The organism is Verrucomicrobium sp. (assembly GCA_028283855.1).
Taxonomy (GTDB): domain Bacteria; phylum Verrucomicrobiota; class Verrucomicrobiia; order Methylacidiphilales; family GAS474; genus GAS474.
The window spans coordinates 793,375-818,575 of record JAPWJX010000003.1 but is presented as its reverse complement, the minus strand read 5'-3'; the positions used below and the strand labels follow the sequence as shown (position 1 = coordinate 818,575).

Sequence of the window (25,201 nt, the reverse complement as noted above, 5' to 3'; positions counted from 1 at the left end):
GAAGATGCTCCTAAACGGCAACGGGTGCAACCTTGCAGCGCTCCATGGAAATGGTATGTTCCTACACCTCTTACTATGGCCTTCGAACTACCTCCCCTGCCTTACCCGAAAGAAGCGCTCGAACCCCACATCGACGCGCAGACGATGGAAATCCATCACGACAAGCACCACGGGACTTACGTCACCAACTTGAACAAGGCCCTGGCGGGCCGCGGCGACCTGGAAAACCGCCCCTTGGAGTGGCTCCTGGGCAACCTGGATTCCCTCCCCGCCGAGATCCGCACCGCCGTCCGCAACAACGGCGGCGGCCACTCCAACCACAGCATTTTCTGGAAAACCCTGGCCCCCAAGGCGGGCGGCGAGCCGACGGGCAAGATCGGCGAGGAGATCCGCAGCACCTTCGGCAGCTTCGACGCCTTCAAGGAAAAGATGGAAACCGCCGGCCTGGGCCGCTTCGGCAGCGGCTGGTCGTGGCTGGCGTTGAAAGGCTCCCAGCTGGAAGTCTTCTCCCTCCCCAACCAAGACAGCCCCTACATGGAAAGCGCCGTCCCCCTCTTCGGCATCGACGTGTGGGAACACGCCTACTACCTGAAATACCAGAACCGCCGCGCCGATTACCTCAAGGGCATCTGGAACGTGGTGAACTGGACCGCCGTGGGCGAGCTTTACGCCCAGGCCCGCACCGCCGCCGGACACTAACCGGCCCCCGGAAAAAGACGTAAAAAAACCCGGCCTGGAAAACCAGGCCGGGTTTTTTCGTAGCAGTCGAGGGAAAGGGGCTACTTCCGCTCCCGGTGCAGGGTGTGGCGGCCCAGGAAGCGGTTATACTTCTTGAGCTCGATCTTCTCCTGCGTCAGCTTCTTGTTCTTCGTCGAACAATAGCGGGAGGCGGGCTTGCCTTCAGCTTTCGCCTCGGTGCATTCTAGGATGATATGTTCCCTGGGCATTTGGGAGAACGTAGGGACTTCGACCGAAAGGTCAAGTACACCTTCCTGGCCTTCCTTTTAGCCTTTCCCCTCTCCCTGCGGGCCGCCGAGCCCTCCGTCCTGGCCCGTCCGCCCCTTTCGGACACAGGCCTGATCCGGGAGGATATCCTGGCCGGCGACGGATCAGAAGTATCTGATGGAAAACTAGTTGAGGCCACCTACATCGGCCGCTATCCCGACGGGAAATCCTTCGACCGCGCCCACGCCAAAGAGCCCTTCCGCTTTGTCCAGGGAGTCAGCCGCCTGCTGCCCGGGTGGACATTGGGGATCGCCGGGATGCGGGAAGGCGGGCGGCGGATCGTCACCGTTCCGCCCATCCTGGCCTACGGGAAAGACGGCGTGGAAGGCCTCATCCCCCCGGAAAGCACCCTGGTCTACGAGATCCGCATCCTTTCCGTGAAATAGGCGGACGCTTGCCAAGCGGATGCGGGATTCTACCATGACCCGATGTCTCGATCGCCGGCCACCGCTCTGCAGGAGCAGACCAAAATCACCCTGACGCAGGAACAGCAGACCGACCTCGACCAGAAGGTCCTGCACGCCATCGCCCAATCCCAAAAACACCTCCTGGGCCTCCAGAAAGAAGACGGCCACTGGCGGGGGGAACTAGTCGTCGATATCACCCTGACGGCCAACTACATCCTCTACATGCACTGGATGGGGGAGGTCGACTACGAGAAACAGGCCAAGTGCGTCCGCCACATCCTGAAAGACCGGCTCCCGGACGGCGGCTGGAATATCTACCCCGGCGGCCCGGCGGAAGTAAACGCCACCGTCGTCGGCTACCTGGCCCTCAAACTCTCCGGGTTCACCCCGGACGAGCCGGAAATGGAGCGCGCCCGCAACGTCATCCTCCGCCTGGGCGGCATCCCCGCCTGCAACACCTACACCAAGCTGAACCTGGCCATCCTGGGCCTCTTCCCCTGGCACCACCTGCCGATCATCCCCGCGGAGATCATCCTCCTGCCCAACTGGCTCTACTTCAACATCTACGAGATGTCCTCCTGGAGCCGGGCCATGGTCGTCCCCCTCTCCCTCATCAACCATTACAAGCCCACGCGCCACCTGCCGGAAGACAAGCAGCTCCACGAGCTCTTCCCTTACGGCACGGAACACCGCAACTTCCGCCTGCCCTGGAGCAAGAAAGTCGTCTCCTGGCAGAACTTCTTCCTGGCCTGGGACGTCTTCCTAAAATTCGTCGACTCCCTGCCCTGGCGCCCCTTCCGCAACGCCGCCCTCAAGAAAGCGGAGGCATGGCTCCTCGCCCGCAACCAGGAAGGCTCCGACGGCCTGGCCGCCATCTACCCGGCCATGATGTACACCATCATCGCCCTGAAGGCCATGGGCTACACCGACGAAAACTCCCTCATCAAGCGGGTCAAGCACGAGTTCGACCGCCTCCACGTCAGCGACAAGGAGAAGAACGACTTCCGCATCGAGCCCTGCTTCTCCCCCGTCTGGGACACGGCGATCACCGCCGTCGCCCTGGCCGAGTCCGGCATCCCCGCCGACGCCCCCGAGCTGCGCAAAGCCGCCCAATGGCTCCTGGCCCGCGAAGTCCGCCACCGCGGCGACTGGGCCGTGAAAAACCCCCACCCGGAAAACAGCGGCTGGGCCTTCGAATACAACAACGTCTACTACCCCGACGTCGACGACACCTTCAAAGTCCTCCTGGCCCTCAGCCACATCGAGACGGAAGACGAAGCCGCCAAGAAAAAGGTCATCGACCGCGCCCTGCGCTGGGCCATCAGCTTCCAGTGCAAGAGCGGCGGCTGGGCCTCCTTCGACAAAGACGTCACCAAGCGCTGGCTGGAAGACGTCCCCTTCTCCGACCACAACGCCATCCTCGACCCCCCGTGCAGCGACATCACCTGCCGCGGCCTGGAACTCTTCGGCCGCCTGGGCCTGAAGCGCAGCGAGAAATTCATCCGCCGCGCCATCGAATTCGTCCGCAACACCCAGGACGGGGACGGCTCCTGGTACGGCCGCTGGGGCGTCAACTACATCTACGGCACCTGGCTCGTCCTGCGCGGCCTCCACGCCATCGGCGAGGACATGAACCAGGACTGGATCCTGCGCGGCCGGGACTGGATGGAATCCTGCCAGAACCCCGACGGCGGCTGGGGCGAAACCCCCGCCTCCTACGACGACCCCCACCTCAAAGGCCAAGGCCCCAGCACCGCCTCCCAGACCGCCTGGGCCCTCATGGCCATCCTCGCCTGCGGCGACGCCAACCGCGCCAGCATCAAGCGCGGCTTGGAATACCTGGCCTCCACCCAGCAGCCCAACGGCGAGTGGAAGGAAGAACTCATCACCGGCACCGGCTTCCCCCGCGTCTTCTACCTCCGCTACGACATGTACCGGAACAACTGGCCCCTCCTAGCCCTGGCCACCTACAAAAAACTGCGCGGCGAACAGATCAAGAAAGCCGAGGCATGGGCCGCCTCCGCCCTCTCCCTGGCCGAATACCGCCGCCAGCGCGACCTCAACCTGGAAACCGAGGCGGCATGATCGGCGTCGCCTTCGCCCTGGAACACGAGGCCGCCGGCGTCCACGCCCGCATGAAGCGCGTGGAAAAATTCCGCCTGGGAGAAGTCCCCTGCCGCACCGGCACCCTCGGCGGCGTCCCCATCCTCACCGCCATCCTGGGCATGGGAGCGGAAACCGCCGTCCGGCGCGCCGGCATCCTTTTGGACGAAATGAGCCTGCGCCTCCTCATCCTCCCCGGCTACGGCGGCGCCCTCTCCCCCGAACTGCGGCGCCCCTCCGTCCACATCGCCACCAACTACCTCTCCCCCCAGGTCTCCGACTGGGCCTCCAAACTCCCCCAGGCCACCCCGGCCAAACTCTACAGCTCCGCCGAAGTCGTCTGCACCCCGCAGGAACGCCAGGCCCTCGTCGACCAGGGCTACCAGGTCGTCGACATGGAAACGGCCGTCGTCGCCGGCGTCTGCGCCGCCCACAACGTCCCCCTCCTCCCCTTCCGCGTCATCTCCGACGAAGCCGCCGAAGTCCTCCCCAGCGGCGCCCTGGCCGCCTCCTTCGACCTGGAAACGCAAAAACCCCGCGTCCTGCGCCTCCTGGCCTACCTGGCCCGCCACCCCGGGGAAGCCAAGCCCTTCTTCCAACTCGTCGGCCACCTGGGCGTCGCCCGCAAGGCCCTCACCGAAGCCGTCGAGCAGGTGCTCGCTTAACCGAACCTTTTGAGGTAACGTAACTCCATGTCCGCGCCTGAAGTCCTCCTCACCGAAGCCGCCGCCGCCCAGATCCGGGAACGCGTCGGCGCCGACGCCGCCAAAGGCCTCCGCCTCTTCGTCACCGGCGGCGGCTGCTCCGGCATGCAGTATGAGATGGCCCTGGCCTCCAAGGAGCCCGGCGACAAGGAATTCGACCAGCACGGCACCAAGCTCTTCGTCGACGAAAAGAGCCTCCTGTGGCTGGAAGGCTCCACCATCGACTATCAAGGCGGCCTGAGCGGCGCCGGGTTCCGCATCCAGAACCCGAACGCCAAAGCCACCTGCGGCTGCGGCACCTCCTTCTCCGCGTAAGGCCTTCAAGGGCCAGGCGGAGATTCCTCCTTTCCTCCCCGCGCGCCGTGGGCTAAGAACGGCCCATGACTTTTGACGACGTGCTGCTCGATGCGGAGGAAAAGATGACGAAGGCCATCGAATTCGTGAAGACCGAGTTCAACGGCGTCCGCACCGGCAAGGCCTCCCCCGACCTGGTCAACAACCTGACCGTCAACGCCTACGGCTCCCACATGAAGCTGAAGGAAGTCGCCGCCGTCACCACGCCCGACGCCCGCCTGGTCCTCATCCAGCCCTGGGACGCCGGCACGGTCGACGCCATCCGCCAAGCCATCGAGGAATCGAAGCTCGGCATCATGCCGCTGGTCGACGGGAAGGTCATCCGCCTCCCCATCCCGCCCCTTTCAGAGGAGCGCCGCCAGGACCTGGTGAAGTCGATCGGCAAGATGGCGGAAGAAGGCCGCGTCGCCCTGCGCGGCGTCCGCCGCCACGCCCTGGACGAGCTGAAGAAGCTCCAGAAGGACGGCAAGCTGACCGAGGACGACCTGAAGTCCGGCGAAAAAGAAGTCCAGAAGCTCACCGACCAATACGGCGAGGAGATCGAAAAGGCCTTCTCCGCCAAGGAAGCCGAGCTGCTGAAGGTCTAGCCGCCCGGCTCAGGCAAAGTGGTCGAGCAGGTCGTGCCCGCCGTGCCGGAATCCCCCGGCGATGGCGCGGGTGACGTAGCGCTTGGCCTCCGCCACCGCCTCCTTTAACTCCATCCCCAACGCCAGCTGCGCCGCGATCGCGGCGGAGAGGGTGCAGCCGGTCCCGTGCGGATCCCGACCCGGCACGCGGGGCTGGGAAAAGAGGGTGATCTCCCCGCCCGCGCAGAGGACGTCGACCGCCTCCTCCCCCTGAAAGTGCCCCCCCTTCACCAGGAAGGGGACGCCGTATTTCTCCGCCAGGCGCTCCGCGGCCTCCCGCAGCGCGTCGGCATCGGCGATTTCCGTGCCCAACAGCCGCTCCGCTTCCTTCCGGTTGGGGGTCACCAGGGCGGCGCGGGGCAGAATGGCCGCCTCCAGCGCGGCCACCGCGTCCGGCTCCAAAAGAGCGGTGCCGCTGCTGGAAACCATGACGGGATCGACGACCAGGGGCTTGGAGGAAAGGTAGATTTCCAGGGTCCCGGCCACCGCCTCGATGATGGCGCGGGAATAGAGCATGCCGGTCTTCACGGCGCGCAGGGGCAGCCCTTCGGCGGCCAGCTGGGCCTGCTCCGCCACGCGCTCCGGCGGCAGGGGGGCGATGGAGGCCACGCGCCCCGCGTGCTCCGCCACGGCGCAGGTGATGGCGGTGGCTCCGTAGACCCCGCAGGCGGCAAAGGTTTTCAGGTCGGCTTGGATTCCCGCCCCTCCGCTGGAGTCGGAACCGGCGATAGTGAGGGCGGCGGGGGGGAGCGTGCGGGTCTTGATCATTTTAGGATAAGAGATTTATAATCCGCCGCGTGATGACGGCAATCCGGGAACTCGCCGACCTGCGGGTCACGCTCGACAAGCTTGAGCGCAGCCCCATGGGCCATTTGCCCGGCACGCCGGAGGGCTCCTTCGCCTTCACCTACCATATCACGATCCACAACGACACGGCCGAGACGGTGACGATCAAGGCGCGCAAGTGGGTCCTGCAGGACGGGGAGGGGCGGATCTCCGCCTACGAGGGGGACGGCGTCGTGGGGGCTTTCCCCAAGCTGGAGCCCGGGGAGCGGTTCCACTATCACAGCTATCACCTGGTCACCGCCAGCAGCAGCGCCGAGGGGGCCTACCTGGGCGTCAACGAACAGGGAGAGCCGGTCCTGGCCCGCATTCCCCGTTTTCAGATGGACGTTCCGGACGCCGTTTAAACGGCTCCGAAAAACGTACTAAGTACTTGCCGGGCGCGGACTTTGCGCTAATTATCAATATCCGTTAACTGATGAAGGCTTCTCTGGCCACGATCCCCGGCACCCTCGCCCCCAATTTTACCGTCTTGGGGGCGATTCTGAACCGAACCCACGCGCTTTGAAAAAGAGCGCCCGCCGCCGCCCGCTCCCCTAGGGGCCCGGCCGCCGGGATCCGAACCGAGACACCAGGCCCCCCTCCCTCCATGAAGGGGCCCTGTTCCCGAAAAAGGCCTCCCTCCGTTAACGCCCAAAGAAAATGAACTCAGACTACTCCCCCCGCTCCGGTTCGCGCCGTCCGCGCCGCCGTGGCGGTCGGTCCAATGGCGGCCGCCCCCGTAGCGGCGAGCGCCGTGGCGAACGCAGCAACCGCGAAGAGACCCACAACGGCCAGGCCCGCCCCTCCGGCGGCCTCTTTGACAAGATCAAAGGGTTCTTCGGCCTCGGCAAAGGAAAGAAGCAGAGCCAAAGCCAGGGCGAACAGCGCCCCAGCGGCGAGCGCTCCACCCACCCGACCGTCCGGCGCGCCGAAGAGCAGCGCAACGGCCAGCGGGCGGAACGCGCCGAGCGCCCGGCCCGCCAGCACGCCCCCAAGCCGGAGCTGGAAGCCGCCAACCCGGACGCGGTGACCAACCCCCGCCTCTACATCGGCAACCTCTCCTATGACACGGCGGAGAGCGACCTCTTCGACCTCTTCGGGAAGAGCGGCACGGTGAAGAACGTGGAGCTGGTCCGCGACCGCCGCACGAACCGCTCGAAGGGCTTCGGCTTCGTCGAGATGGCCGACATCGAGACGGCCAAGAAGGCCGTGGTGGCGATCCACCGCTCCGAGTTCATGGGCCGCCAGATCGTCGTCAGCGGCGCCAAGAGCGAGCGCCGGGAAACCCCCGCCGTCGAGCCCGAGCCGCAGCAGCCCGAGGAGCCCCAGGCTCCCCAGGCCGAGTAAGGCTTCCCGCCCGCAAAGCGGAAAAGGCCGCGTCCCGAAAGGGGCGCGGCCTTTTTTCTTGGGGCACCCAGCCCCTGACTACTGGGCCGAGCGGCGGGTGAGAAAGTCGGGCGTCTTGCAGCCGGGCTGGCGGGCGCGGGCGCCGAACCAATCGGAAAAGAGGGCCTCCCGCTTATCCTCCAGAGCGCGGCGCTCCATCTGCGGGCGCAGGGAGACGGCCAGGGCGGAGGCGGCCGGGTCCCGCTTTTCCAGGAAGAGGAGGAAGCCCCCCTCCGGCGTCGGCACCCAGGGGCTGACCTGGCCGGGGGCCATGGAAAGGGAGACGGTCAGGGCGTTGAGGAAGGCGAAGTCGCCGCTCTTGCGGGCGGCCTCCACGGGGACGAAGGCGGGCAGCGCCTCCACGGCGGGCCGGGGGCCGGGGCTCAGGCTCTTCTCCGCCTTCTCCAGCGCGGTGGACCAGGGCTGGCCGGCGGCCAAATTGGCCCGCAGGGCGGCGGAAAGGGCCTGGCCGCGGGCCTGGGCCAGCTCCAGCGCGCGGCGCTCGCGCAGGGCCTTCTCCGCGATCAGGCGGCTCTTCTCCGGCGGCAGCGGCACGCTCGGCTCCAGGCGGACGAGCTGAAGGACGTAGTAGCCGTGGTCGGTCTCCACGGCGTCGCTCACCGGCACGTCGGCGGTCAGGTCGAAGGCGGCGCGGTTGAAGGAGAGGCTGGGCGGGAACCCGGCGGGCGCCTCGGAGCGGGCGAAGGGCTGCGTCGCCGTCACGGAAAGCTTTTGCGCGGCGGCCAGGGCGCGGAAGGCCGCCGGATCGCCCTTGGCCTTGTCGAGGGCGGCGACGGAGAATTCCGACGCGCGGGCGCCCAGCTGCCGCTTGGCCGCATCCTTCTCCTTGCCGGAAAGGCGCTCCTCCGCCGGAGTAAGGAGGAAGGGCGCCACCGCCACGACGCGCCGCTCCAGCGTGCGGTAGGCGGGATTGGCCTCATGATCCTGCGCTTCGCGGTCGGCGTCGGCCAGGGTGACGGAGACCTGCCCGGCGAAGTCGGCGGCGCGGAAGCGGACGGCGACGGCGTGGGCCGCGCCCAGGCGGGAGGAGACCAGCCGGTCCACCTCGCCCGGCGTCAGGGCGGCGGGCGCGGAGACGGACTGGATCACCTTGTCGATGAGGAGGTTCTCCCGGAGGATTTCCTGGAAGCGGTCCTCAGTGATGCCCCGGCTGGCGGCCAAGCCCTTGGCGAAGGCGTCGTAGGCGGCGGGATCGTATTTGCCGTCCTTGCGCAGGAAGGGAAGGCTCTGGATGAAGTCCCCCAGCTCCGCGTCGGTCACCGCAATGTGCATCCGCTCCGCGGAGGCCAGGAGGAGCAGGCGCTGCCAGGCCATCCGATCGACGACGGCGGTCGTCTCCTCGCCGCCGGGCAGGTCGGCGCCCCGCTGGAACATAAGGAGGAGGTAGGCTCCCTCCTGCGCCTGGCGGAATTCGTCGACGCCGACGCCGTGGCCGTCGATCCGGCCCAGCGTGCTGTGCCCCAGCCCCTGCAAGGTGGGCAGCTGGAAGAAGACGAGGAAGGAAAGGCTGATGAGGCCCAGGATGATCGCCATGAGAACCGGCGACTGGCGGCGGAGAATCGTGAGCATGGGAGGCGTAGGTTGGCAAAGCCCTCCGGAGTTGTAAATGGTTCCCCGCCCCTTTAATAAAGACGGATGGGCACCCTGGTTCAGCGGCTTTTCCGGATCAAAAGCGTCACCTCCCTCCAGGCGGAAGCCTCCGGAGAGCACCCCCTGAAGCGCGCCCTGGGGCCGCTCCACCTTATTTTCCTGGGCGTCGGCTGCGCCATCGGCACCGGCATCTTCGTCCTCACCGGCACGGTGGCGGCGCAGAACGCGGGGCCGGGCATCATCCTCTCCTTCGTCCTGGCGGGCACCGCCTCCCTCTTCGCCGCCCTCTGCTACAGCGAGTTCGCCTCCCTGGTCCCCGTGGCCGGGAGCGCCTACACCTACAGCTACGCCACACTGGGGGAGATCGTGGCCTGGATCATCGGCTGGAACCTGATCCTGGAATACGCGGTGGGCGGCATCTGCGTCTCCATCGGCTGGTCCGGCTACGTCGTCTCCCTCCTGGACCAGCTGGGCCTCCATCTGCCCGCCACCCTCACCGCCGCGCGCGGCACGCCCGTCGTCCTGGCGGATGGCACCCACGCCGCCGCCCTCCTCAACATCCCGGCCGTCTTCATCACCGCCGCCGTCACCGCCATCCTCATCGTGGGGATCAAGGAATCGGCCCGCTTCAACAACGCCATCGTGCTGGTGAAGCTGGCCGTCATCCTCCTCTTCATCTTCGGCGCGGCGCACGCCGTCGTCCCGGCCCACTGGCACCCCTTCATCCCGCCAAACACCGGCCTGCCGGAACACTTCGGCTGGACGGGCGTCGTCGCCGGGGCGGGAATCGTCTTCTTCGCCTACGTCGGCTTCGACGCCGTCACCACCGCCGCGCAGGAGTCGAAGAACCCGCAGCGGGACATGCCGATCGGGCTCCTGGGCTCGCTCCTGGTCATCACCGTCCTCTACATCGCGGTGGCGGCGGTCGCCACCGGCGTCGTTCCCTACCAGGACCTGGACGTCCCCGCCCCCATCGCCGACGCGGCCAGCCGCGCGGGCATCGGCTGGATGGCCACCCTCATCAAGATCGGCGCCATCGCGGGCCTTTCCTCCGTCATCCTGGTCCTCCTCCTGGGCCAATCCCGCGTCCTCTGGAACATGGCGCGGGACGGGCTGCTCCCCCCCTTCGTCAGCCGGGTTCACCCGCGCTTCCAGACCCCCTGGATCACCACGCTGCTCACCGGCCTGGGCGTCGCCGTCTTCTCCGCCCTCTTCACCGTGCGGGAAGCCGGGGCGCTCTGCTCCATCGGCACGCTGCTGGCCTTCACCATCGTGAACGTCGCCGTCCTGGTCCTGCGGATCAAGGAGCCCCACCACAAGCGGGCCTTCAAGACGCCGCTGGTCTGGATCGTCGCGCCGCTCGGCGCGCTCTCCTCCCTCTATCTGATGATCGCCCTGCCCTGGGTGACGTGGATGCGGCTGATCGTCTGGAGCGCCGTCGGCGTGGCCATCTACCTGGCCTACGGCATCCGCCACAGCAAGCTGGCCAAAAAAACCTAAATGGAAAGGGCCTTGCCGTTGTCCTTCGGCCCCAGGTCCAGGAGGAACGGCGCCGCGCGCTTCACCCACTCCTCCGGCGAAGGATAGGAGCCGGCTCCGCCGCCCCAGCAGGAACGGAGCATCTCCGTGTCGATGACCCCCGGATTGACCGCCACGGCGGCCACGCCCTTGGAACAACCTTGCAGCTCCTGCGCCAAGGCGCGGGTCAGCCCTTCGATCGCCCACTTCGTCGCGCAATAGGGGGCGACCTCCGGCGAGGTGGAACGGCCCCAGCCGGAACTGAAATTGGCCACCACGCCCTTCCCCGCCTTCAGCATCGCCGGGACGGCGTGGCGGATGACGTTGGCCGTGCCGTTGACATTCACGCGCGTGAGCGCCTCGAACTCCGCCGCGCTGACCTCCCAGAGCGGCGCGGGCTGGTTCATGAGGGCGGCGTTGTTGAGGACCAGGTCGGGCGCGCCGTGTTCCGCCAGCGCCCGCCGGATCCAGGAGGAAACCTGCGTGTCGTCCCCCACATCGACGCCGGCGACGGAATGAGGCGCGCCCAGCTCCCCCGCCAACTCGGCGACTTTGGCCTGGTCCCGCCCGCAGCCGGCCACGGTGTGGCCCAGCGTGGCGAAAGCCCCCGCCAAGGCGCGGCCCAGGCCGCGCGTGGCGCCGGTAAGGAAGATGACCTTCGCCATGACGCTACGCTTTGGCGTAGACCTCGGCGCCGGTTTCCTGGAACTCGCCCGCCTTTTCGGCCAGGCCCTTTTGCAGGGCTTCCTCGGCGGTGTAGCCGTTTTCCTCCGCGTAGCGGCGGACATCCTCCGTGATCTTCATCGAGCAGAACTGCGGGCCGCACATGGAGCAGAAGTGGGCCTGCTTGGCCCCATCCTGGGGCAGCGTCTCGTCGTGATAGGAACGGGCCGTGACGGGATCGAGGGAAAGGTTGAACTGGTCCTCCCAGCGGAACTCGAAGCGGGCCTTGGAGAGGGCGTTGTCCCGCTCCTGGGCGCCGGGGAAGCCCTTGGCCAGATCGGCGGCATGGGCGGCGATCTTGTAGGCGATGACGCCGGCCTTCACGTCCTCCTTGTCCGGCAGGCCCAGGTGCTCCTTCGGCGTGACGTAGCAGAGCATCGCGCAGCCGAACCAGCCGATCATCGCCGCGCCGATGGCGCTGGTGAGATGGTCGTAGCCGGGGGCGATGTCCGTGGTGAGCGGTCCCAGGGTGTAGAAGGGCGCCTCATGGCAGTGCTTGAGCTGCAGGTCCATGTTCTCCTTGATAAGCTGCATGGAGACATGGCCCGGGCCCTCGATCATGGTCTGGACATCGTGCTTCCAGGCGATCTGGGTCAGCTCGCCCAGGGTTTCCAGCTCGCCCAGCTGCGCGTCGTCGTTGGCGTCGGCCACCGCGCCCGGACGCAGGCCGTCGCCCAGGGAGAAGCTGACGTCGTAGGCCTTCATGATCTCGCAAATCTCCTCGAAATGGGTGTAGAGGAAGTTCTCCTTGTGGTGGGCCAGGCACCACTTGGCCAAAATCGAGCCGCCGCGGCTGACGATGCCGCACTGGCGGCGGGCCGTCCACGGCACGTAGCGCAGAAGGACGCCCGCGTGGATGGTGAAGTAGTCGACGCCCTGCTCCGCCTGCTCGATCAAGGTGTCCCGGTAGATTTCCCAGGTCAGCTCCTCCGCCTTGCCGCCAACCTTTTCCAAGGCCTGGTAGATCGGCACGGTGCCGATGGGCACGGGGCTGTTGCGCAGGATCCATTCCCGGGTCTCATGGATGTTCTTCCCGGTGGAGAGGTCCATGGTGGTGTCCGCGCCCCAGAGGATGCCCCAGGTGAGCTTTTCCACCTCTTCCTCGATGGAGGAGGCGACGGCGGAGTTGCCGATGTTGGCGTTGATCTTCACGCGGAAGTTGCGGCCGATGATCATCGGCTCGCTCTCCGGGTGGTTGATGTTCGCCGGGATGATGGCGCGGCCCCGGGCCACCTCGTCCCGGACGAATTCCGGGGTGATGACCTTCGGGATGGAGGCGCCCCAGGACTGGCCGGCGTGGGCCAAGTTCAGGCTGCGGCGGTCGCCGCTCTGGGTGGCCTGGACGGCCTTGAATTCCCGGCCCAGGTTCTCCCGGATGGCGATGTATTCCATCTCCGGGGTGATGATCCCCTTCCGGGCATAGTGCATCTGGCTGACGTTGGCGCCCGCCTTGGCGCGGCGGGGCTGGCGATGGCCCTGGAAGATGTCCAGGCGGCCCCGGCCTTCCTTCGCCTGCGCGCCGGCCGCGTGGGTTTCGGAGAGGTAGCCGTTGTCGCGCGGCTGGACGCGGCGGCCCTCGTAGACCTCGGTGTCGCCCCGGGCCTCGATCCACCGCTGGCGCAGGGAGGGGAGCCCCTTGCGGACATCGACCGCCGCGTCGGCGTCGGTATAGAGGCCGGAAGTGTCGTAGACGCGGACAGCGGCGTTCGGCTCCAGCTCGCCCTTGAAGTTGCGGGTGGCGGAAAGGGAGACCTCGCGCAGCGGGACGCGGATGTCGGGCGCGCTGCCGGTGACGTAGATCTTCTTGGAATTGGGGAGGAGCCCCGCGTAGGAGGTGCCGTTTTGCTTGCTCATGTCGTCGTTTCCTTTTTTTGCGGCGCAAGGAAAAGACGGGGACGCAGGGCGTCTTCTTCTCCCTCCGCCGGCATTATCCGGATCAGGTTCTCGGGTCGCAGCACACGCCGCCTCTCAGCCTTTTGGGCTCCCCGTCTTTCCAGGCTAGCACACGGGGGAACGGGAGCGAGGAATTTATGAACCGGCGGGAGGCTCGTACCGGGTCGAATAGCCCTGGTTGGCCGGGGGACGGAGAGCGTTGGGGTAATTCCAATCGGTCTTGATGTCGACCGTGACCTGCTTGATGCGCTTATAGACCCCATACGGATCTTCGATGCCGATGAAGCGGTCGTAGACCGGCACGCCCTTTGCGTTCGTCTGGCCGGAAAAAGCCCGAATCGATCCCACGCCGAGAATCTTTTCGACAGGATTCACGGTCACGTCCAGTTCCTGAATGCGGTCGTAATCGAGCGCCTTGAAATCGATGCCAAAGACGCCGGAGCGGATCAAGAGTCGCCGGTTCGTAAAGGCATAGCGGACGTTTCCCACCACCAGGCAAAGCCAGGCCATATAGCCGATGCTTCCCCAACAGGGGAAAAGGTGCAGGGCAAAGAACGGGATCGCCGCCCCCGCCATCGCCCCGGTCCCTCCAGACATATGGCGGATAAAACCAAAGTAATCAAAAGCCCCCCAGGCAAGCCCGATGAGCAGAAAGGGAACGCCCTGCAGGAGAAAGGGAAGCGCCGTGGGAGCACCCGTCCACAGCACCTCCTCCTTTTCATCGATGATTTTCGAAAAATCCGGATCGCCCAACATTCGCCCTCCTTTTCTTGTTCGCCTCAGCGTAGGGAACCCATCGCGATCAGGGCAAACCCTGGGCACGAAAAAAGCGCGCCCTCTTGCGGGGACGCGCTTTCTTGTGGCGAGCCTTCGGTTACCCGAGGGCCTGGGCCAGCTCCAGCTTGGAGCGCTCGGCGGCGGCCGCCTCGTCCCCTTCGCGCTTCTCGCGGAAGATGACGGGCTCGCCGACCGGCTCGCCCAGCTCGATCAGGTTGATCGAGCGGTGGGTGATGAAGCCCGTGCCGGCCGGGATCAGGTGGCCCATGATGATGTTCTCCTTGAAGCCGCGGAGGTTGTCGATCTTGCCCAGGGTGGCCGCATCAGTGAGGACGCGGGTGGTGTCCTGGAAGCTGGCGGCGGAGATGAAGCTCTCCGTCTCCAGCGAGGCCTTGGTGATGCCCAGGAGGACGGGGGACGCCTCCGCGGGCTTGCCGCCCTTCTCCTCGATCTCGCGGTTCTCCTCCTCGAAGTCGAGGCGGTCGATCTGCTCGCCCCAGAGGAAGCCGGTGTCGCCCGGATCGGTGATCTTCACCTTGCGCAGCATCTGGCGGACGATGATCTCGATGTGCTTGTCGTTGATCTCGACGCCCTGGAGGCGGTAGACCTCCTGCACCTCGTTGAGCAGGTATTCCTGCAGGTCCTGCGGCCCGCAGACTTCCAGCACTTCGTGCGGGACGACGGGGCCTTCGGTGAGCTGCTGGCCCTTCTTGACCGAGTCGCCCTTGTAGACGATGAGGTGCTTGGAGAGCGGGATGAGGTGCTCTTCTTCCGCGCCGGTCTGGGGATCGCGGATGATGAGGCGCTTCTTGCCGCGGGCGATGCCGGCGTCCTCGATGACGCCGTCGATCTTGGCGATCTCGGCGGCATCCTTCGGACGGCGCGCCTCGAACAGCTCGGCGACGCGGGGCAGACCACCGGTGATGTCCTTGGTCTTGACGACCTTGCGCGGGGTCTTGGCCAAACGCTGGCCGGCCTCGACCTTCTGGCCCGCCTTCACCTCGACGTGGGCGCCGGAGGGGATGGAGTAGGAGGCCAGGATCTCCTTCTTGTCGCCCAGGACGACGATCTGCGGGTGCAGGTCTTCCTTGTGGTCGATGATGACGGTGCCGACCTGCTTGGTGGCGTCGTCCAGCTCGCGCTTCATCGTGACCCCTTCGATGATGTCGTGGAACTCGATGGTTCCCGCCTTCTCGGTGAGGATGGGGACGTTGTAGGGATCCCATTGGACGAAGATCTGGCCCTTCTTCACCTTCTCGCCTTCGGCGACGGAGATGATGGAGCCGATCGCCACGGTGTAGCTTTCCAGCTCGCGGCCTTCCTCGTCCTGGACCATGACGGTGCCGTTCTTGTTCAGAACGACGTACTGGCCTTCGGTGGAGCGGACGACGCGCAGCTCGTTGAACTTGAGCGCGCCGTCGTTCTTCGCCTTGATCTGGGGCTGCTTGAAGATCTGGGACGCGGTGCCGCCGATGTGGAAGGTACGCATCGTCAGCTGGGTGCCGGGCTCGCCGATGGACTGGGCGGCAATGACGCCCACGGCCTCGCCGAGCTTGGAAACCTGGTTGGTGGCCAGGTTCAAGCCGTAGCAGAGGGCGCAGATGCCGGCCTTCGTCTCGCAGGTGAGGACGGAGCGGATCTTGACCCGCTCGGTCCCGATGCGCTCGATGGCATTGGCCTTGGCCTCGTCGATCAGCTCGTTGGCGCGGACGATCGGCTTGCGGCTGACGGGGTCGTTGATGTCGTCGCAGGAGACGCGGCCGTAGATACGGTCGGCCAGGCGGACGATTTCCTCGTCGCCCTCGTAGATCGCCTTGACCCAGATGCCGTTGACGGTGCCGCAATCGGGCTCGGTGACGATGACGTCCTGCGCCACGTCGTGGAGCTTGCGGGTCATGTAACCGGCGTCGGCGGTCTTCAGCGCGGTGTCGGCCAGACCCTTGCGGGCGCCGTGCGTGCTGATGAAGTACTCGAGCACCGAGAGGCCTTCGCGGAAGTTCGAGACGATCGGACGCTCGATGATGTCGCCGGAGGGCTTGGCCATGAGGCCGCGGATGCCCGCGAGCTGGCGGACCTGCTGGCGGTTACCACGGGCGCCGGAGTCGACCATCATGTAGAGGGGGTTGTACTCCTTGCGGCCCAGGTTGTAGTCCAGGGTGCGGAACATGACGCTGGCGATTTCGTCGGTCGCCTGGGTCCAGAGGTCGACGATCTTGTTGTAGCGCTCGCCGTCCGTGATGGCGCCGGAGCGGTACTGTTTCTCGACGACGCTGATCTGCTCGTAGGCGCGCCCGATGACCTTGTTCTTCTCCTCGGGGATGATCATGTCATCGATGCCGATGGAGATGCCGGCGCGGGTGGCCTGGGTGAAGCCGAGTTCCTTGAGCTTGTCGAGGCTCTCGACGGTCGCCTCCCGGCCGCCCACCTGGTAGGCGCGCAGGATGATCTCGGAGAGCTGCTTCTTGCCCGCCGTCTTGTTGTAGTAGCCAAGACCCTGGGGCCAGATCTGGTTGAAGAGGACGCGACCGGCGGTGGTCTCGATCATCTTCTTCTCCTTGTCGCCGTAGACGGTGCCTTCGACGCCGTAGTCCGGGTTCTTGAGGAGGATCAGCTCGTGGGTGCCGATGACCTTGTCGGCATGGGCGAAGAGGACTTCGTCGATGTCGCCGAAGAGGGGCAGGCGCTTCTTTTCCTTGTCCTTGTCCGCGGCCTGCTGGCCGGGGATGCGGCGCGGGCCCTGCGTCAGGTAGTAGCAGCCCAGGGTGATGTCCTGGGACGGCGTGGTGATCGGGCGGCCGCTGGAGGGGGAGAAGATGTTGTTGGTCGCCAGCATGAGGAGGCGGGCCTCCAGCTGGGCCTCGACCGACAACGGGACGTGCACGGCCATCTGGTCGCCGTCGAAGTCGGCGTTGTAGGCGGTACAGACCAGCGGGTGAACGCGGATCGCCTCGCCTTCGATGAGCTTCGGCTCGAACGCCTGGATGGAGAGGCGGTGGAGCGTGGGGGCGCGGTTGAGGAGGACCGAGTGGCCCTTGGTGACGTCCTCAAGGATGTCCCAGACCACGGATTCCTGGCGCTCGATCATCTTCTTGGCGCTGCGGACGGTGTGGACGTAGCCCATCTCGCGCAGGCGGCGGATGATGAACGGCTCGAAGAGGACGAGGGCCATCTTCTTCGGCAGGCCGCACTGGGAGAGCTTCAGGTCGGGCCCGATGACGATGACGGAGCGGCCGGAGTAGTCGACGCGCTTTCCGAGCAGGTTCATGCGGAAACGGCCGGTCTTGCCCTTGAGCATGTCGGAAAGGGACTTCAAGGGGCGGTTGCCGGCGCCCGTGACGGCGCGGCCGTGGCGGCCGTTGTCGAAGAGGGCGTCGACGGCCTCCTGCAGCATGCGCTTCTCATTCCGGATGATGACGTCGGGGGTCTTCAGCTGGAGAAGGTTCCGCAGACGGTTGTTCCGGTTGATGACGCGGCGGTAGAGGTCGTTCAGGTCGGAGGTGGCGAAGCGGCCGCCTTCGAGGGGAACGAGGGGACGCAGGTCGGGCGGAATGACGGGGAGGACTTCCAGGATCATCCACTCCGGACGCGCGCCGGAGCTGATGAAGCCCTGCAGCAGCTTGAGGCGCTTGGCCAGCTTCTTGCGGGTCTGCTTGCTCTTGGTCGCGGTCAAAGCCTCGGCGATCTCCTGGGTCAGGGAGCCCAGGTCGATGCTCTTGAGGACGTCGCGGATGGCCTCGGCGCCCATGCGGGCGGTGAAGCTGCCCTCGCCGTATTGCTGCAGGGCCTCGCGGTACTGCTGCTCGGAGAGGAGCTGCTTGGCCTCCAGCGGGGTGGAGCCGGCCTCGATGACGAGGTAGTCCTCGTAATAGATCACGCGCTCCAGCTCGCGGGCGGTCATGTCCATGACCAGGCCCAGGCGGCTGGGCATGCACTTGAAGAACCAAATGTGGGAGACGGGCACGGCCAGCTCGATGTGGCCCATGCGCTCGCGGCGGACGCGGACGAGGGTGACCTCAACGCCGCAACGGTCGCAGATGACGCCCTTGTACTTGATGCGCTTGTATTTGCCGCAGGCGCACTCGTAATCCTTGGTCGGGCCGAAGATCCGCTCGCAGAACAGGCCGCCTTTTTCCGGCTTGAAGGTGCGGTAGTTGATCGTTTCGGGGTTCTTGACCTCGCCGCGGCTCCAGGCGCTGATCGTCTCCGGGGAGGCGATGGAAATGCCGACCTGGTCAAAGCCGATGGCGCGCTCCAAACCGAGGACTTCGCGTGCTGCTACAGTCTCTTTGCTCATTTAGTTAGGTCTCTTGTGTAGAGGTGAATGTGTCTTGTGTAATTTGCTTTGCTTAGGCTAGGCGGCGGCGGGCTCTTCTCCCAGAAGGGGACGCGGAGCGGGCGCCTCGGGCTCGGCCAGGCCGCCCGAACGGGCGCCGACCTTCACGTCGAGGCAGAGGCTCTGCATTTCCTTGATGAGAACGTTGAACGACTCCGGCGTGCCCGCTTCCAGGGTGTTGTCACCCTTGACGATGCTCTCGTAGATGCGGGTGCGGCCCGTGACGTCGTCCGACTTGACGGTGAGCAGCTCCTGGAGGGTGTAGGCGGCGCCGTAGGCTTCCATGGCCCAGACCTCCATTTCGCCGAAGCGCTGGCCGCCGTATTGGGCCTTGCCGCCCAGCGGCTGCTGGGTGACGAGGGAATACGGCCCGACGGCGCGGGCGTGGATCTTGTCCGCCACCATGTGGCCCAGCTTGAGCATGTAGATGATGCCCACGACGACGCGCTGGTCAAAGCGCTCGCCGCTGCGGCCGTCGTAGAGGTAGCTCTTGCCGTCCTCGTCGTAGCCGGCCTCCTTCAGGTAGGCGCGGATCTGCTTTTCCTTGATGCCGTCGAAGACCGGGGTGGCCACCTTGAAGCCGAGCGCGCGCGCGGCGATGCCGAGGTGGGTTTCCAGAACCTGTCCGACGTTCATGCGGGAAGGCACGCCGAGGGGGTTGAGAACGATCTCGACCGGGGTGCCGTCCGGCAGGAAGGGCATGTCCTCTTCCGGCACGATGCGGGCGACGACGCCCTTGTTGCCGTGGCGGCCCGCCATCTTGTCGCCGACGGAGATCTTGCGCTTGCTGGCGACGTAGACCTTCACCTGCTTGATGATGCCGGGATCGACTTCGTCGCCGCTCTCGACCTGGTCGAGCTCGACGTCCTTGTCGTTCTTGAGCTGCTCGAACTTGCTCTCGAAGCTCTGGATGATCTCCATGATCTTGATGCGGATCGGGCTCGGATCGATCTCGATGTGGTCGTAGACCGAGGCGAGCTTGCGCAGCAGCGTCTTGGTGATCTTGCGGTTGGCCGGGATGATGATCTCGCCCGTCTCCGCGTTGACGACGTCGAGGGGGATCTTCTCGTTAAGCAGGATGTTGGAGAGGGCCTGGGTGAGCTCTTCGAGCAGCTCGGCCTCCTTGGTGACGTAGCGGCCTTCGATCTCCTTGCCCTTCTGCTTGGCTTCCGTGGGCGTCATCTTCTGGCGCTGCACGGTGACGTTGCCGCTGGTCACCTTGATGTCCATGACGATGCCGTAGGTGCCGGAGGGGACGCGCAGGGAGGAATCCTTCACGTCGGCCGCCTTGTCGCCGAAGATGGCGCGCAGGAGGCGCTCCTCGGGAGCCAGCTCGGTCTCGCTCTTGGGGGTGATCTTGCCGACGAGGATGTCGCCCGGCTTCACTTCCGCGCCGATGCGGATGACGCCGTCCGGCCCGAGGTTCTTCAGGGCCTCGTCGCCGACGTTGGGGATGTCCCGGGTGATTTCCTCGGGCCCCAGCTTCGTGTCGCGGGCGCTGATCTCGAACTCGTCGATGTGGATGGAGGTGTAGCCGTCTTCCTTGACCACCTTCTCGGAGATCAGGATGGCGTCCTCGAAGTTGTAGCCGTTCCACGGCATGAACGCGACGAGGACGTTGCGGCCCAGGGCCAGCTCACCCTTGTCGGTGCAGGGACCGTCGGCCAGGACCTGGCCGGCGGCGACCTTGTCGCCGCTGCGGACGATGGGCTTCTGGTTGACGCAGGTGCCGGCGTTCGAGCGCATGAACTTGCGCAGCTCGTAGACGCAGACGCCGTTCTCGGGGTCGTGCTTGAGCTTCTTCTTGCCCTCGGGCATCTCGCCGTCGCGGGTGACGACGATCTGGTGGCCGGAGGCCGAGGCGACCTTGCCGGAAATGTCGGAGACGATGACGGCCTGGGTGTCGCGGGCCACCTTGGCTTCCATGCCCGTGCCGACCACGGGGGAGTCGGTCACGATTAATGGAACACCTTGCCTCTGCATGTTGGAGCCCATGAGCGCGCGGTTCGCGTCGTCATGCTCCAGGAAGGGGATCAGGCTGGCCGCCACGGAGACGAGCTGCTTGGGCGAGACGTCCATGTAGCTGACGCGCTCCGGCTCGACCTCGAGGAACTCGCCCTTGAAGCGGACGGAGACTTTCTTCTCGGTGAGGTGGCCCTTCTCGTCGAGGCCGGAATTGGCCATCGCGACGATGTAGTTTTCCTCCTGGTCGGCGGCGAGGTAGTCGACCTGGCCGGTGACGCGGCCGTTGGTGACCTTCCGGTAGGGAGTCTCGATGAAGCCGAACTCGTTGACGCGCGCGAAGCACGACATGGAGGCGATGAGGCCGATGTTCGGGCCTTCCGGCGTCTCGATCGGACAGATGCGGCCGTAGTGGGACGGGTGAACGTCACGCACCTCGAAGCCGGCGCGGTCGCGGGAGAGACCGCCGGGCCCAAGGGCCGAGAGACGCCGCTTGTGCGTCAGCTCGGAGAGCGGATTCGTCTGGTCCATCAGCTGGGAGAGCTGGCTGCGGGAGAAGAAGTCGCGGATGGTCGCGGAGAGCGCCTTCGGGTTGATGAGCTTCTGCGGCGTCATGCCCTCGGTGTTCACGTCGAAGAGGGTCATGCGCTCCTTCACCAGGCGCTCGGTGCGGGCCAGGCCTGTCCTGCACTGGTTGGCCAGCAGCTCGCCCACGGTGCGGACGCGGCGGCTGCCCAGGTGATCGATGTCGTCGATCGCGCCGTCGCCGCGGCGCAGCTTGATGATGTACTGGGTGGCGGCGATGACGTCCTCATTGGCCAGGACGCGGGTGTCCAGGTCGACGGTGAGGCCGAGCTTCTGGTTGATCTTGTAGCGGCCGACGCGGGAAAGATCGTAGCGCTTGTTGTCGAAGAAGAGGCGCTTGAGCAGGATCTTGGCGTTGGGGACGGTCGGCGGATCGCCGGGGCGGAGGCGGCGGTAGATTTCCTTCAGCGCCTCGTCGGTGTCGCGCGCGGTGTCCTTCTTGAGGCACTTGATGATGGTGTCGTCGTCCTTGATGTCGACGGCGCGGACGGTCTTGGTGCCCAGCTCCAGGATCTGGCGCACGACGCCCTTGGTCAGCGGCTCGAAGGCGCGGGCGACGACCTGGTCCTGGTTCGCGCTGTCGCGGATCTCCGCGATGAGCACCTTGGTGCCGATGCGGGAGTCGTCGATGTCGGCAGTGAGCTTCAGGTCCTCGATGGGGTAGAAGAGGGAGATGATCTCCTCGTCCGTGTTGTAGCCGAGGGCGCGCAGGAGGGTGGTGATGAGGAATTTCCGGCGGCGCTTGCGGCGGTCCAGGTGGACGTAGAGCAGGTCGGTGGTGTCGAAGGTGACCTCCATCCAGGTGCCGCGGTCGGGAATGATGCGGTAGGAGTAGAGGAGCTTGCCGTTGGTGTGGACGCTCGACTCGAAGCAGATGCCGGGGGAGCGGTGCAGCTGGCTGACGATGACGCGCTCGGCGCCGTTGATGATGAAGTTGCCCTGCGTGGTCATCATGGGCAGCTCGCCCATGTAAACGCGCTCTTCTTTGGCGGAGCTCTCCTCGCGGAGGCGGAAAGTGATGTAGAGAGGGGCGGCGAAGGTCTGGCTCTCGCGGATGCACTCCAGCGCGGGCATCTTCGGCTCACCGATCTCGTAGGAGGCGAATTCCAGCTTGATCTTCCCGTCGTAGCTTTCAATGGGGAAAACCTCGGCGAAGACGGCCTGCAGGCCTTCGGAACGGCGCTTGTTGGGGGCGACTTCGGTCTGGAGGAAATCGGCGTAGGACTTGAGCTGGTGCTCGATGAGGTTGGGGATGTCGATGGTTTCGTCGATCTTCCCGAAATTGATCCGCTCTACCGCTTTCTTGCTGCTCATGTTTTTTAAAAACTGCTTTGTCGTTTAATTCTAGGTTAACGAATCCGTCAACACCGCCCGCCACCCCTTGAGGAAAAGGCTCCCCCGCCTCTGGGGCGGGGGAGCTTTTCTTTCAGGTCAATCCCGGGGGAACCTGCCCCCGAATCGGGATTACTTGATTTCGACCTTGGCGCCGGCCGCCTCGATCTTCTTCTTGATCTCGTCGGCTTCTTCCTTGGTCACGCCCTCTTTGAGGGGCTTGGGAGCGCTCTCAACGAGAGCCTTGGCCTCGGCGAGGCCCAGGCCCGCGACGGCGGCGCGGACTTCCTTGATGACGCCAATCTTATTGGCGCCGGCGTCGGTCAGGATGACGTCGAAGGAGGTCTTGGCCTCGGCGGGAGCCGCGGCGGCGCCGGCGGCGGGAGCGGCCGCGACGGCCACGGGGGCCGCGGCGGAGACGCCCCACTTCTCTTCGAGCTGCTTGACGAGGTCAGCGGCTTCCAGAACGGTGAGGCCGCTGAGCTGATCGACGATCGTAGCGAGATTTGCTGCCATAATCTTATTTTCCTTTTTTCTTTTTGTTGTCCCGCCTAGCGCCACGCACCCGCGCGGCAATTACCCCCGAAGGGCTTCGGGGCTAGGACTGAGAACGTTTTTCTTTGCCCTTGCCGGAGGAAGGGGAAAGGCGAACGCCCTCCCCGTCTTCCATCCGGAAATCTTAGTTGCCCTCCTTGTCGGCGTGGGCCTTGAGGACCTGCGCCAGCTGCTGGGCGGGCGTGTTGAGCACGCGCGCCAGCTGCGTGGCGGGAGTCTGGAGGAGCGCCAGAAGCTGGGCCAGGAGGACTTCCCGGGAGGGGAGGTCGGCCAGGGCCAGGATCTGCTTGGCGTCCAGCACGTTGCGGTCCAGGATGCCGGCCTTGATGGCGGGCAGCTTGAACTCGGCGCTGAAGTTCTTGATCAGCTTGGCGGCGCCGGCCACGTCGCCGTCGCCGAAGACGATGGCGGTCTGGCCCTTGAGGGCGCCTTCCAGGCCGGTCACGCCGGCGTCCTTCAGGACACGGGTCAGGAAGGTGTTCTTGACGACGCGGCATTCCGCGCCGGCCTGGCGCAGGCGGCCGCGGAGGTCGCTGAACTGGGAAACCTTCAGCCCGGTGTAGTCGGTGACGATGAGGTAAGGCGTGGCGTCGACCTTCGTCTTGAGCTCATCGACGATGAATTGCTTTTCGGTGCGCATGGTGGGGACTCTGGTTTGTTGGGGATTAACCGCGCAGGAACGGGGTGATGTCCACGGTGATGCCCGGGGAGAACGTGGTGGCCAGGGTGGCGCGCTGGATGTAGCGGCCCTTGGCGCTGCTGGGGCGGGCCTTGGCGACGGCGTCGATGACGGCTTTGCCGTTGGCTTCCAGCTGCTCCGGGGTGAAGGAGGACTTGCCCACGATGGAGTGGACGTTGCCGGACTTATCGAGCTTGAACTCGATGCGGCCCGCCTTGCACTCGCGGACGGCCTTGGCCGTGTCGTCGGTGACGGTGCCGGTGCGCGGGTTGGGCATCAGGCCGCGGGGCCCGAGGACCTTGCCGAGCTTGCGGACTTCACCCATGGCGTCCGGGGTGGCGACGGCGACGTCGAAATCCTGGAAGCCCTCGGCGACCTTCTTGACCAGCTCCTCGAAGCCGACGATGTCGGCGCCGGCTTCCTTGGCCGCTTCGGCCGCCGCGCCTTTGGCGAAGACGAGGACGCGGACGTTCTTGCCGGAGCCGTGGGGCAGGGCGACGGTGCCGCGCACCATCTGGTCGCTCTGTTTCGGGTCGACGCCCAGACGGAAGGCGAGGTCGACGGTCTCGTCGGTCTTGCCCTTCGGGAGGGACTTGATGAGTTCGACCGCTTCCGTCAGGGAGTAGGTCTTCGTCGCGTCGACGAGCTTCGCCGCCGCTTCATAACGCTTGCTGCGCTTGTTGGCCATGTGTGTGTTTTCCTGGTGGTGCGAGCGGACCCCGGTGACGGGGCCCTCCCACGGGTTGTTTTCTTAAATTCTAGTCGTTGTCGATGATCTCGATGCCCATGTTGCGGGCGGTGCCGGCGATCATGCGGAAGGCCGCCTCGTCGCTGTTCGCGTTGAGGTCCTTGCGCTTGATCTTGACGATCTCCATCACCTGCTTGCGGGTCACCTTGCCGACCTTGACGCGGTTCGGCTCCTTGGAGCCGCTGGCCAGGTTGGCCAGCTTCTTGAGGAGGACCGCGGCGGGCGGGCTCTTCGTGATGAAGGTGAAGGACTTGTCCTTGTAGATGGAGATGACGACCGGGAGGATGTTCCCGGCGTCCTTCTGCGTGGCGGCGTTGAACTCCTTGCAGAAGCCCATGATGTTGACGCCGTGCTGGCCGAGGGCCGGACCGACGGGGGGGGCGGGATTGGCCTGACCGGCCGGGATTTGGAGGCGAACGATCGCCGTGACTTCTTTACCCATAAGATACTCTGTGTGTGTTGTGTTGGATTAAGCGGACTTTTCGACCTGCCAGTATTCGAGTTCCACGGGGGTGGAACGGCCGAACATGCTGACGGAGACGCGCAGCTTGCCGCGCTCGGGATCGATCTCCTCGATGATGCCCTCGGAATTGAGGAAGGGGCCGTCGCCGACCTTGACCTTGTCGCCCACGTTGAAGGCGACGCGGGGCTGGACCTTCTCCTCCCGCTCGCGCATCTGGCGCAGCATGGCCTCGATCTGCTCGGAGGGCATGGGGAGGGGATTGTCACCGTCGGCAAAGCCGATGATGCCGGGGGTCTCGCGGACGAAGTACCAGGAGCGGTCGATCAGCTTGGATTCGCCGTCGCGCAGGGCCATGTTGAGGAAAACGTAGCCGGGATAGAGCTTCCGCTCGGTCTCCACGCGCTTGCCGCGGCGGACTTCCGAGACGCGCTCGATGGGGATGACAACCTCGAAGATGAGGTCGGAGATCTCCTCCGTCTTGATGCGCTGCTCAATGTTCTTCTTCACCTTCCCCTCCTGGCCGGAGAGGCAGTGCAGGGCGTACCACTGGCCCTGAGTGGCCGGGGTCTGGTCCGTGCCGGATTCGGAAGAGGGGATCGCCGTGTCGTTCAT

22 protein-coding genes and 1 riboswitch are annotated in these 25,201 nt (G+C 65.7%); of the genes, 9 read left to right on the top strand and 13 right to left on the bottom strand.

What is annotated here, in order from left to right; translation table 11 throughout:
• The first annotated feature begins 75 nt into the window (after positions 1–75).
• A complete protein-coding gene (locus PW734_05280; protein MDE1170613.1) occupies positions 76–699 on the top strand; it encodes a superoxide dismutase in 624 nt (207 codons plus the stop codon).
• A gap of 80 nt (positions 700–779) precedes the next feature.
• Here the strand turns inward: PW734_05280 and rpmG are convergent, their stop codons facing one another.
• Entirely contained in the window at positions 780–947 is a 168-nt protein-coding gene (rpmG, locus tag PW734_05275) for a 50S ribosomal protein L33 (GenBank protein MDE1170612.1), read from the bottom strand.
• On the opposite strand from rpmG, the gene PW734_05270 reads away from it, so the two are divergent.
• The 5 genes from PW734_05270 (at position 948) to frr (ending at position 5,160) form a co-directional block, all read left to right on the top strand.
• Positions 948–1,391 carry an FKBP-type peptidyl-prolyl cis-trans isomerase gene (locus tag PW734_05270; protein ID MDE1170611.1) on the top strand — a complete coding sequence of 148 codons (444 nt, stop codon included), beginning with the start codon at positions 948–950 and terminating at the stop codon, positions 1,389–1,391.
• 42 nt (positions 1,392–1,433) lie between these two features.
• The gene (gene shc, locus PW734_05265; protein MDE1170610.1) at positions 1,434–3,497 is read left to right on the top strand and encodes a squalene--hopene cyclase; all 2,064 of its coding nucleotides are present in this window, start codon (positions 1,434–1,436) and stop codon (positions 3,495–3,497) included.
• The gene (locus PW734_05260; GenBank protein MDE1170609.1) at positions 3,494–4,180 is read left to right on the top strand and encodes a hypothetical protein; all 687 of its coding nucleotides are present in this window, start codon (positions 3,494–3,496) and stop codon (positions 4,178–4,180) included. The genes shc and PW734_05260 overlap by 4 nt, the downstream gene beginning before the upstream one ends.
• Positions 4,181–4,207: 27 nt before the next feature.
• Entirely contained in the window at positions 4,208–4,534 is a 327-nt protein-coding gene (locus PW734_05255) for an iron-sulfur cluster assembly accessory protein (GenBank protein MDE1170608.1), read from the top strand.
• Between the two features lie 65 nt (positions 4,535–4,599).
• On the top strand, positions 4,600–5,160 hold the full coding sequence (gene frr, locus PW734_05250; GenBank protein MDE1170607.1) for a ribosome recycling factor: 561 nt from the start codon (positions 4,600–4,602) through the stop codon (positions 5,158–5,160).
• A 9-nt stretch (positions 5,161–5,169) separates the two neighbouring features.
• On the opposite strand, the gene thiD is transcribed toward frr, so the two are convergent.
• A complete protein-coding gene (thiD, locus tag PW734_05245; protein ID MDE1170606.1) occupies positions 5,170–5,967 on the bottom strand; it encodes a bifunctional hydroxymethylpyrimidine kinase/phosphomethylpyrimidine kinase in 798 nt (265 codons plus the stop codon).
• Between the two features lie 32 nt (positions 5,968–5,999).
• On the opposite strand from thiD, the gene PW734_05240 reads away from it, so the two are divergent.
• Positions 6,000–6,389 carry an ApaG domain gene (locus tag PW734_05240; protein MDE1170605.1) on the top strand — a complete coding sequence of 130 codons (390 nt, stop codon included), beginning with the start codon at positions 6,000–6,002 and terminating at the stop codon, positions 6,387–6,389.
• Between the two features lie 295 nt (positions 6,390–6,684).
• Complete coding sequence (locus tag PW734_05235) at positions 6,685–7,371, top strand: hypothetical protein (GenBank protein ID MDE1170604.1); 687 nt, start codon at positions 6,685–6,687, stop codon at positions 7,369–7,371.
• Between the two features lie 78 nt (positions 7,372–7,449).
• Here the strand turns inward: PW734_05235 and PW734_05230 are convergent, their stop codons facing one another.
• On the bottom strand, positions 7,450–9,000 hold the full coding sequence (locus tag PW734_05230) for a SurA N-terminal domain-containing protein (protein ID MDE1170603.1): 1,551 nt from the start codon (positions 8,998–9,000) through the stop codon (positions 7,450–7,452).
• A 66-nt stretch (positions 9,001–9,066) separates the two neighbouring features.
• Here PW734_05230 and PW734_05225 point away from each other — a divergent pair, with 66 nt between their 5' ends.
• Entirely contained in the window at positions 9,067–10,521 is a 1,455-nt protein-coding gene (locus tag PW734_05225) for an amino acid permease (GenBank protein ID MDE1170602.1), read from the top strand.
• Here PW734_05225 and PW734_05220 read toward each other — a convergent pair.
• The 10 genes from PW734_05220 to nusG all read right to left on the bottom strand — a co-directional run bounded on the left by PW734_05220 (position 10,518) and on the right by nusG (position 25,201).
• Entirely contained in the window at positions 10,518–11,204 is a 687-nt protein-coding gene (locus PW734_05220; protein MDE1170601.1) for an SDR family NAD(P)-dependent oxidoreductase, read from the bottom strand. The two genes, PW734_05225 and PW734_05220, sit on opposite strands and share 4 nt — an antisense overlap.
• A gap of 4 nt (positions 11,205–11,208) precedes the next feature.
• Entirely contained in the window at positions 11,209–13,116 is a 1,908-nt protein-coding gene (gene thiC, locus PW734_05215; GenBank protein ID MDE1170600.1) for a phosphomethylpyrimidine synthase ThiC, read from the bottom strand.
• Between the two features lie 59 nt (positions 13,117–13,175).
• A riboswitch (TPP riboswitch) is annotated at positions 13,176–13,250 on the bottom strand.
• A 40-nt stretch (positions 13,251–13,290) separates the two neighbouring features.
• Positions 13,291–13,911, bottom strand: coding sequence for a PH domain-containing protein (locus PW734_05210; protein ID MDE1170599.1), 621 nt, complete (start codon positions 13,909–13,911; stop codon positions 13,291–13,293).
• Between the two features lie 118 nt (positions 13,912–14,029).
• Positions 14,030–18,226, bottom strand: coding sequence for a DNA-directed RNA polymerase subunit beta' (gene rpoC / locus PW734_05205; protein ID MDE1170598.1), 4,197 nt, complete (start codon positions 18,224–18,226; stop codon positions 14,030–14,032).
• A 57-nt stretch (positions 18,227–18,283) separates the two neighbouring features.
• Positions 18,284–22,126, bottom strand: coding sequence for a DNA-directed RNA polymerase subunit beta (gene rpoB / locus PW734_05200; protein ID MDE1170597.1), 3,843 nt, complete (start codon positions 22,124–22,126; stop codon positions 18,284–18,286).
• A 150-nt stretch (positions 22,127–22,276) separates the two neighbouring features.
• Positions 22,277–22,660 carry a 50S ribosomal protein L7/L12 gene (gene rplL, locus PW734_05195; protein ID MDE1170596.1) on the bottom strand — a complete coding sequence of 128 codons (384 nt, stop codon included), beginning with the start codon at positions 22,658–22,660 and terminating at the stop codon, positions 22,277–22,279.
• A gap of 163 nt (positions 22,661–22,823) precedes the next feature.
• Positions 22,824–23,339 carry a 50S ribosomal protein L10 gene (gene rplJ / locus PW734_05190; GenBank protein ID MDE1170595.1) on the bottom strand — a complete coding sequence of 172 codons (516 nt, stop codon included), beginning with the start codon at positions 23,337–23,339 and terminating at the stop codon, positions 22,824–22,826.
• Between the two features lie 25 nt (positions 23,340–23,364).
• Positions 23,365–24,066, bottom strand: coding sequence for a 50S ribosomal protein L1 (gene rplA, locus PW734_05185; protein MDE1170594.1), 702 nt, complete (start codon positions 24,064–24,066; stop codon positions 23,365–23,367).
• Positions 24,067–24,136: 70 nt separating this feature from the next.
• Positions 24,137–24,568 carry a 50S ribosomal protein L11 gene (gene rplK / locus PW734_05180; protein ID MDE1170593.1) on the bottom strand — a complete coding sequence of 144 codons (432 nt, stop codon included), beginning with the start codon at positions 24,566–24,568 and terminating at the stop codon, positions 24,137–24,139.
• A gap of 27 nt (positions 24,569–24,595) precedes the next feature.
• Positions 24,596–25,201: a transcription termination/antitermination protein NusG gene (gene nusG, locus PW734_05175; protein ID MDE1170592.1), complete on the bottom strand. Its 606-nt coding sequence runs from the start codon at positions 25,199–25,201 to the stop codon at positions 24,596–24,598.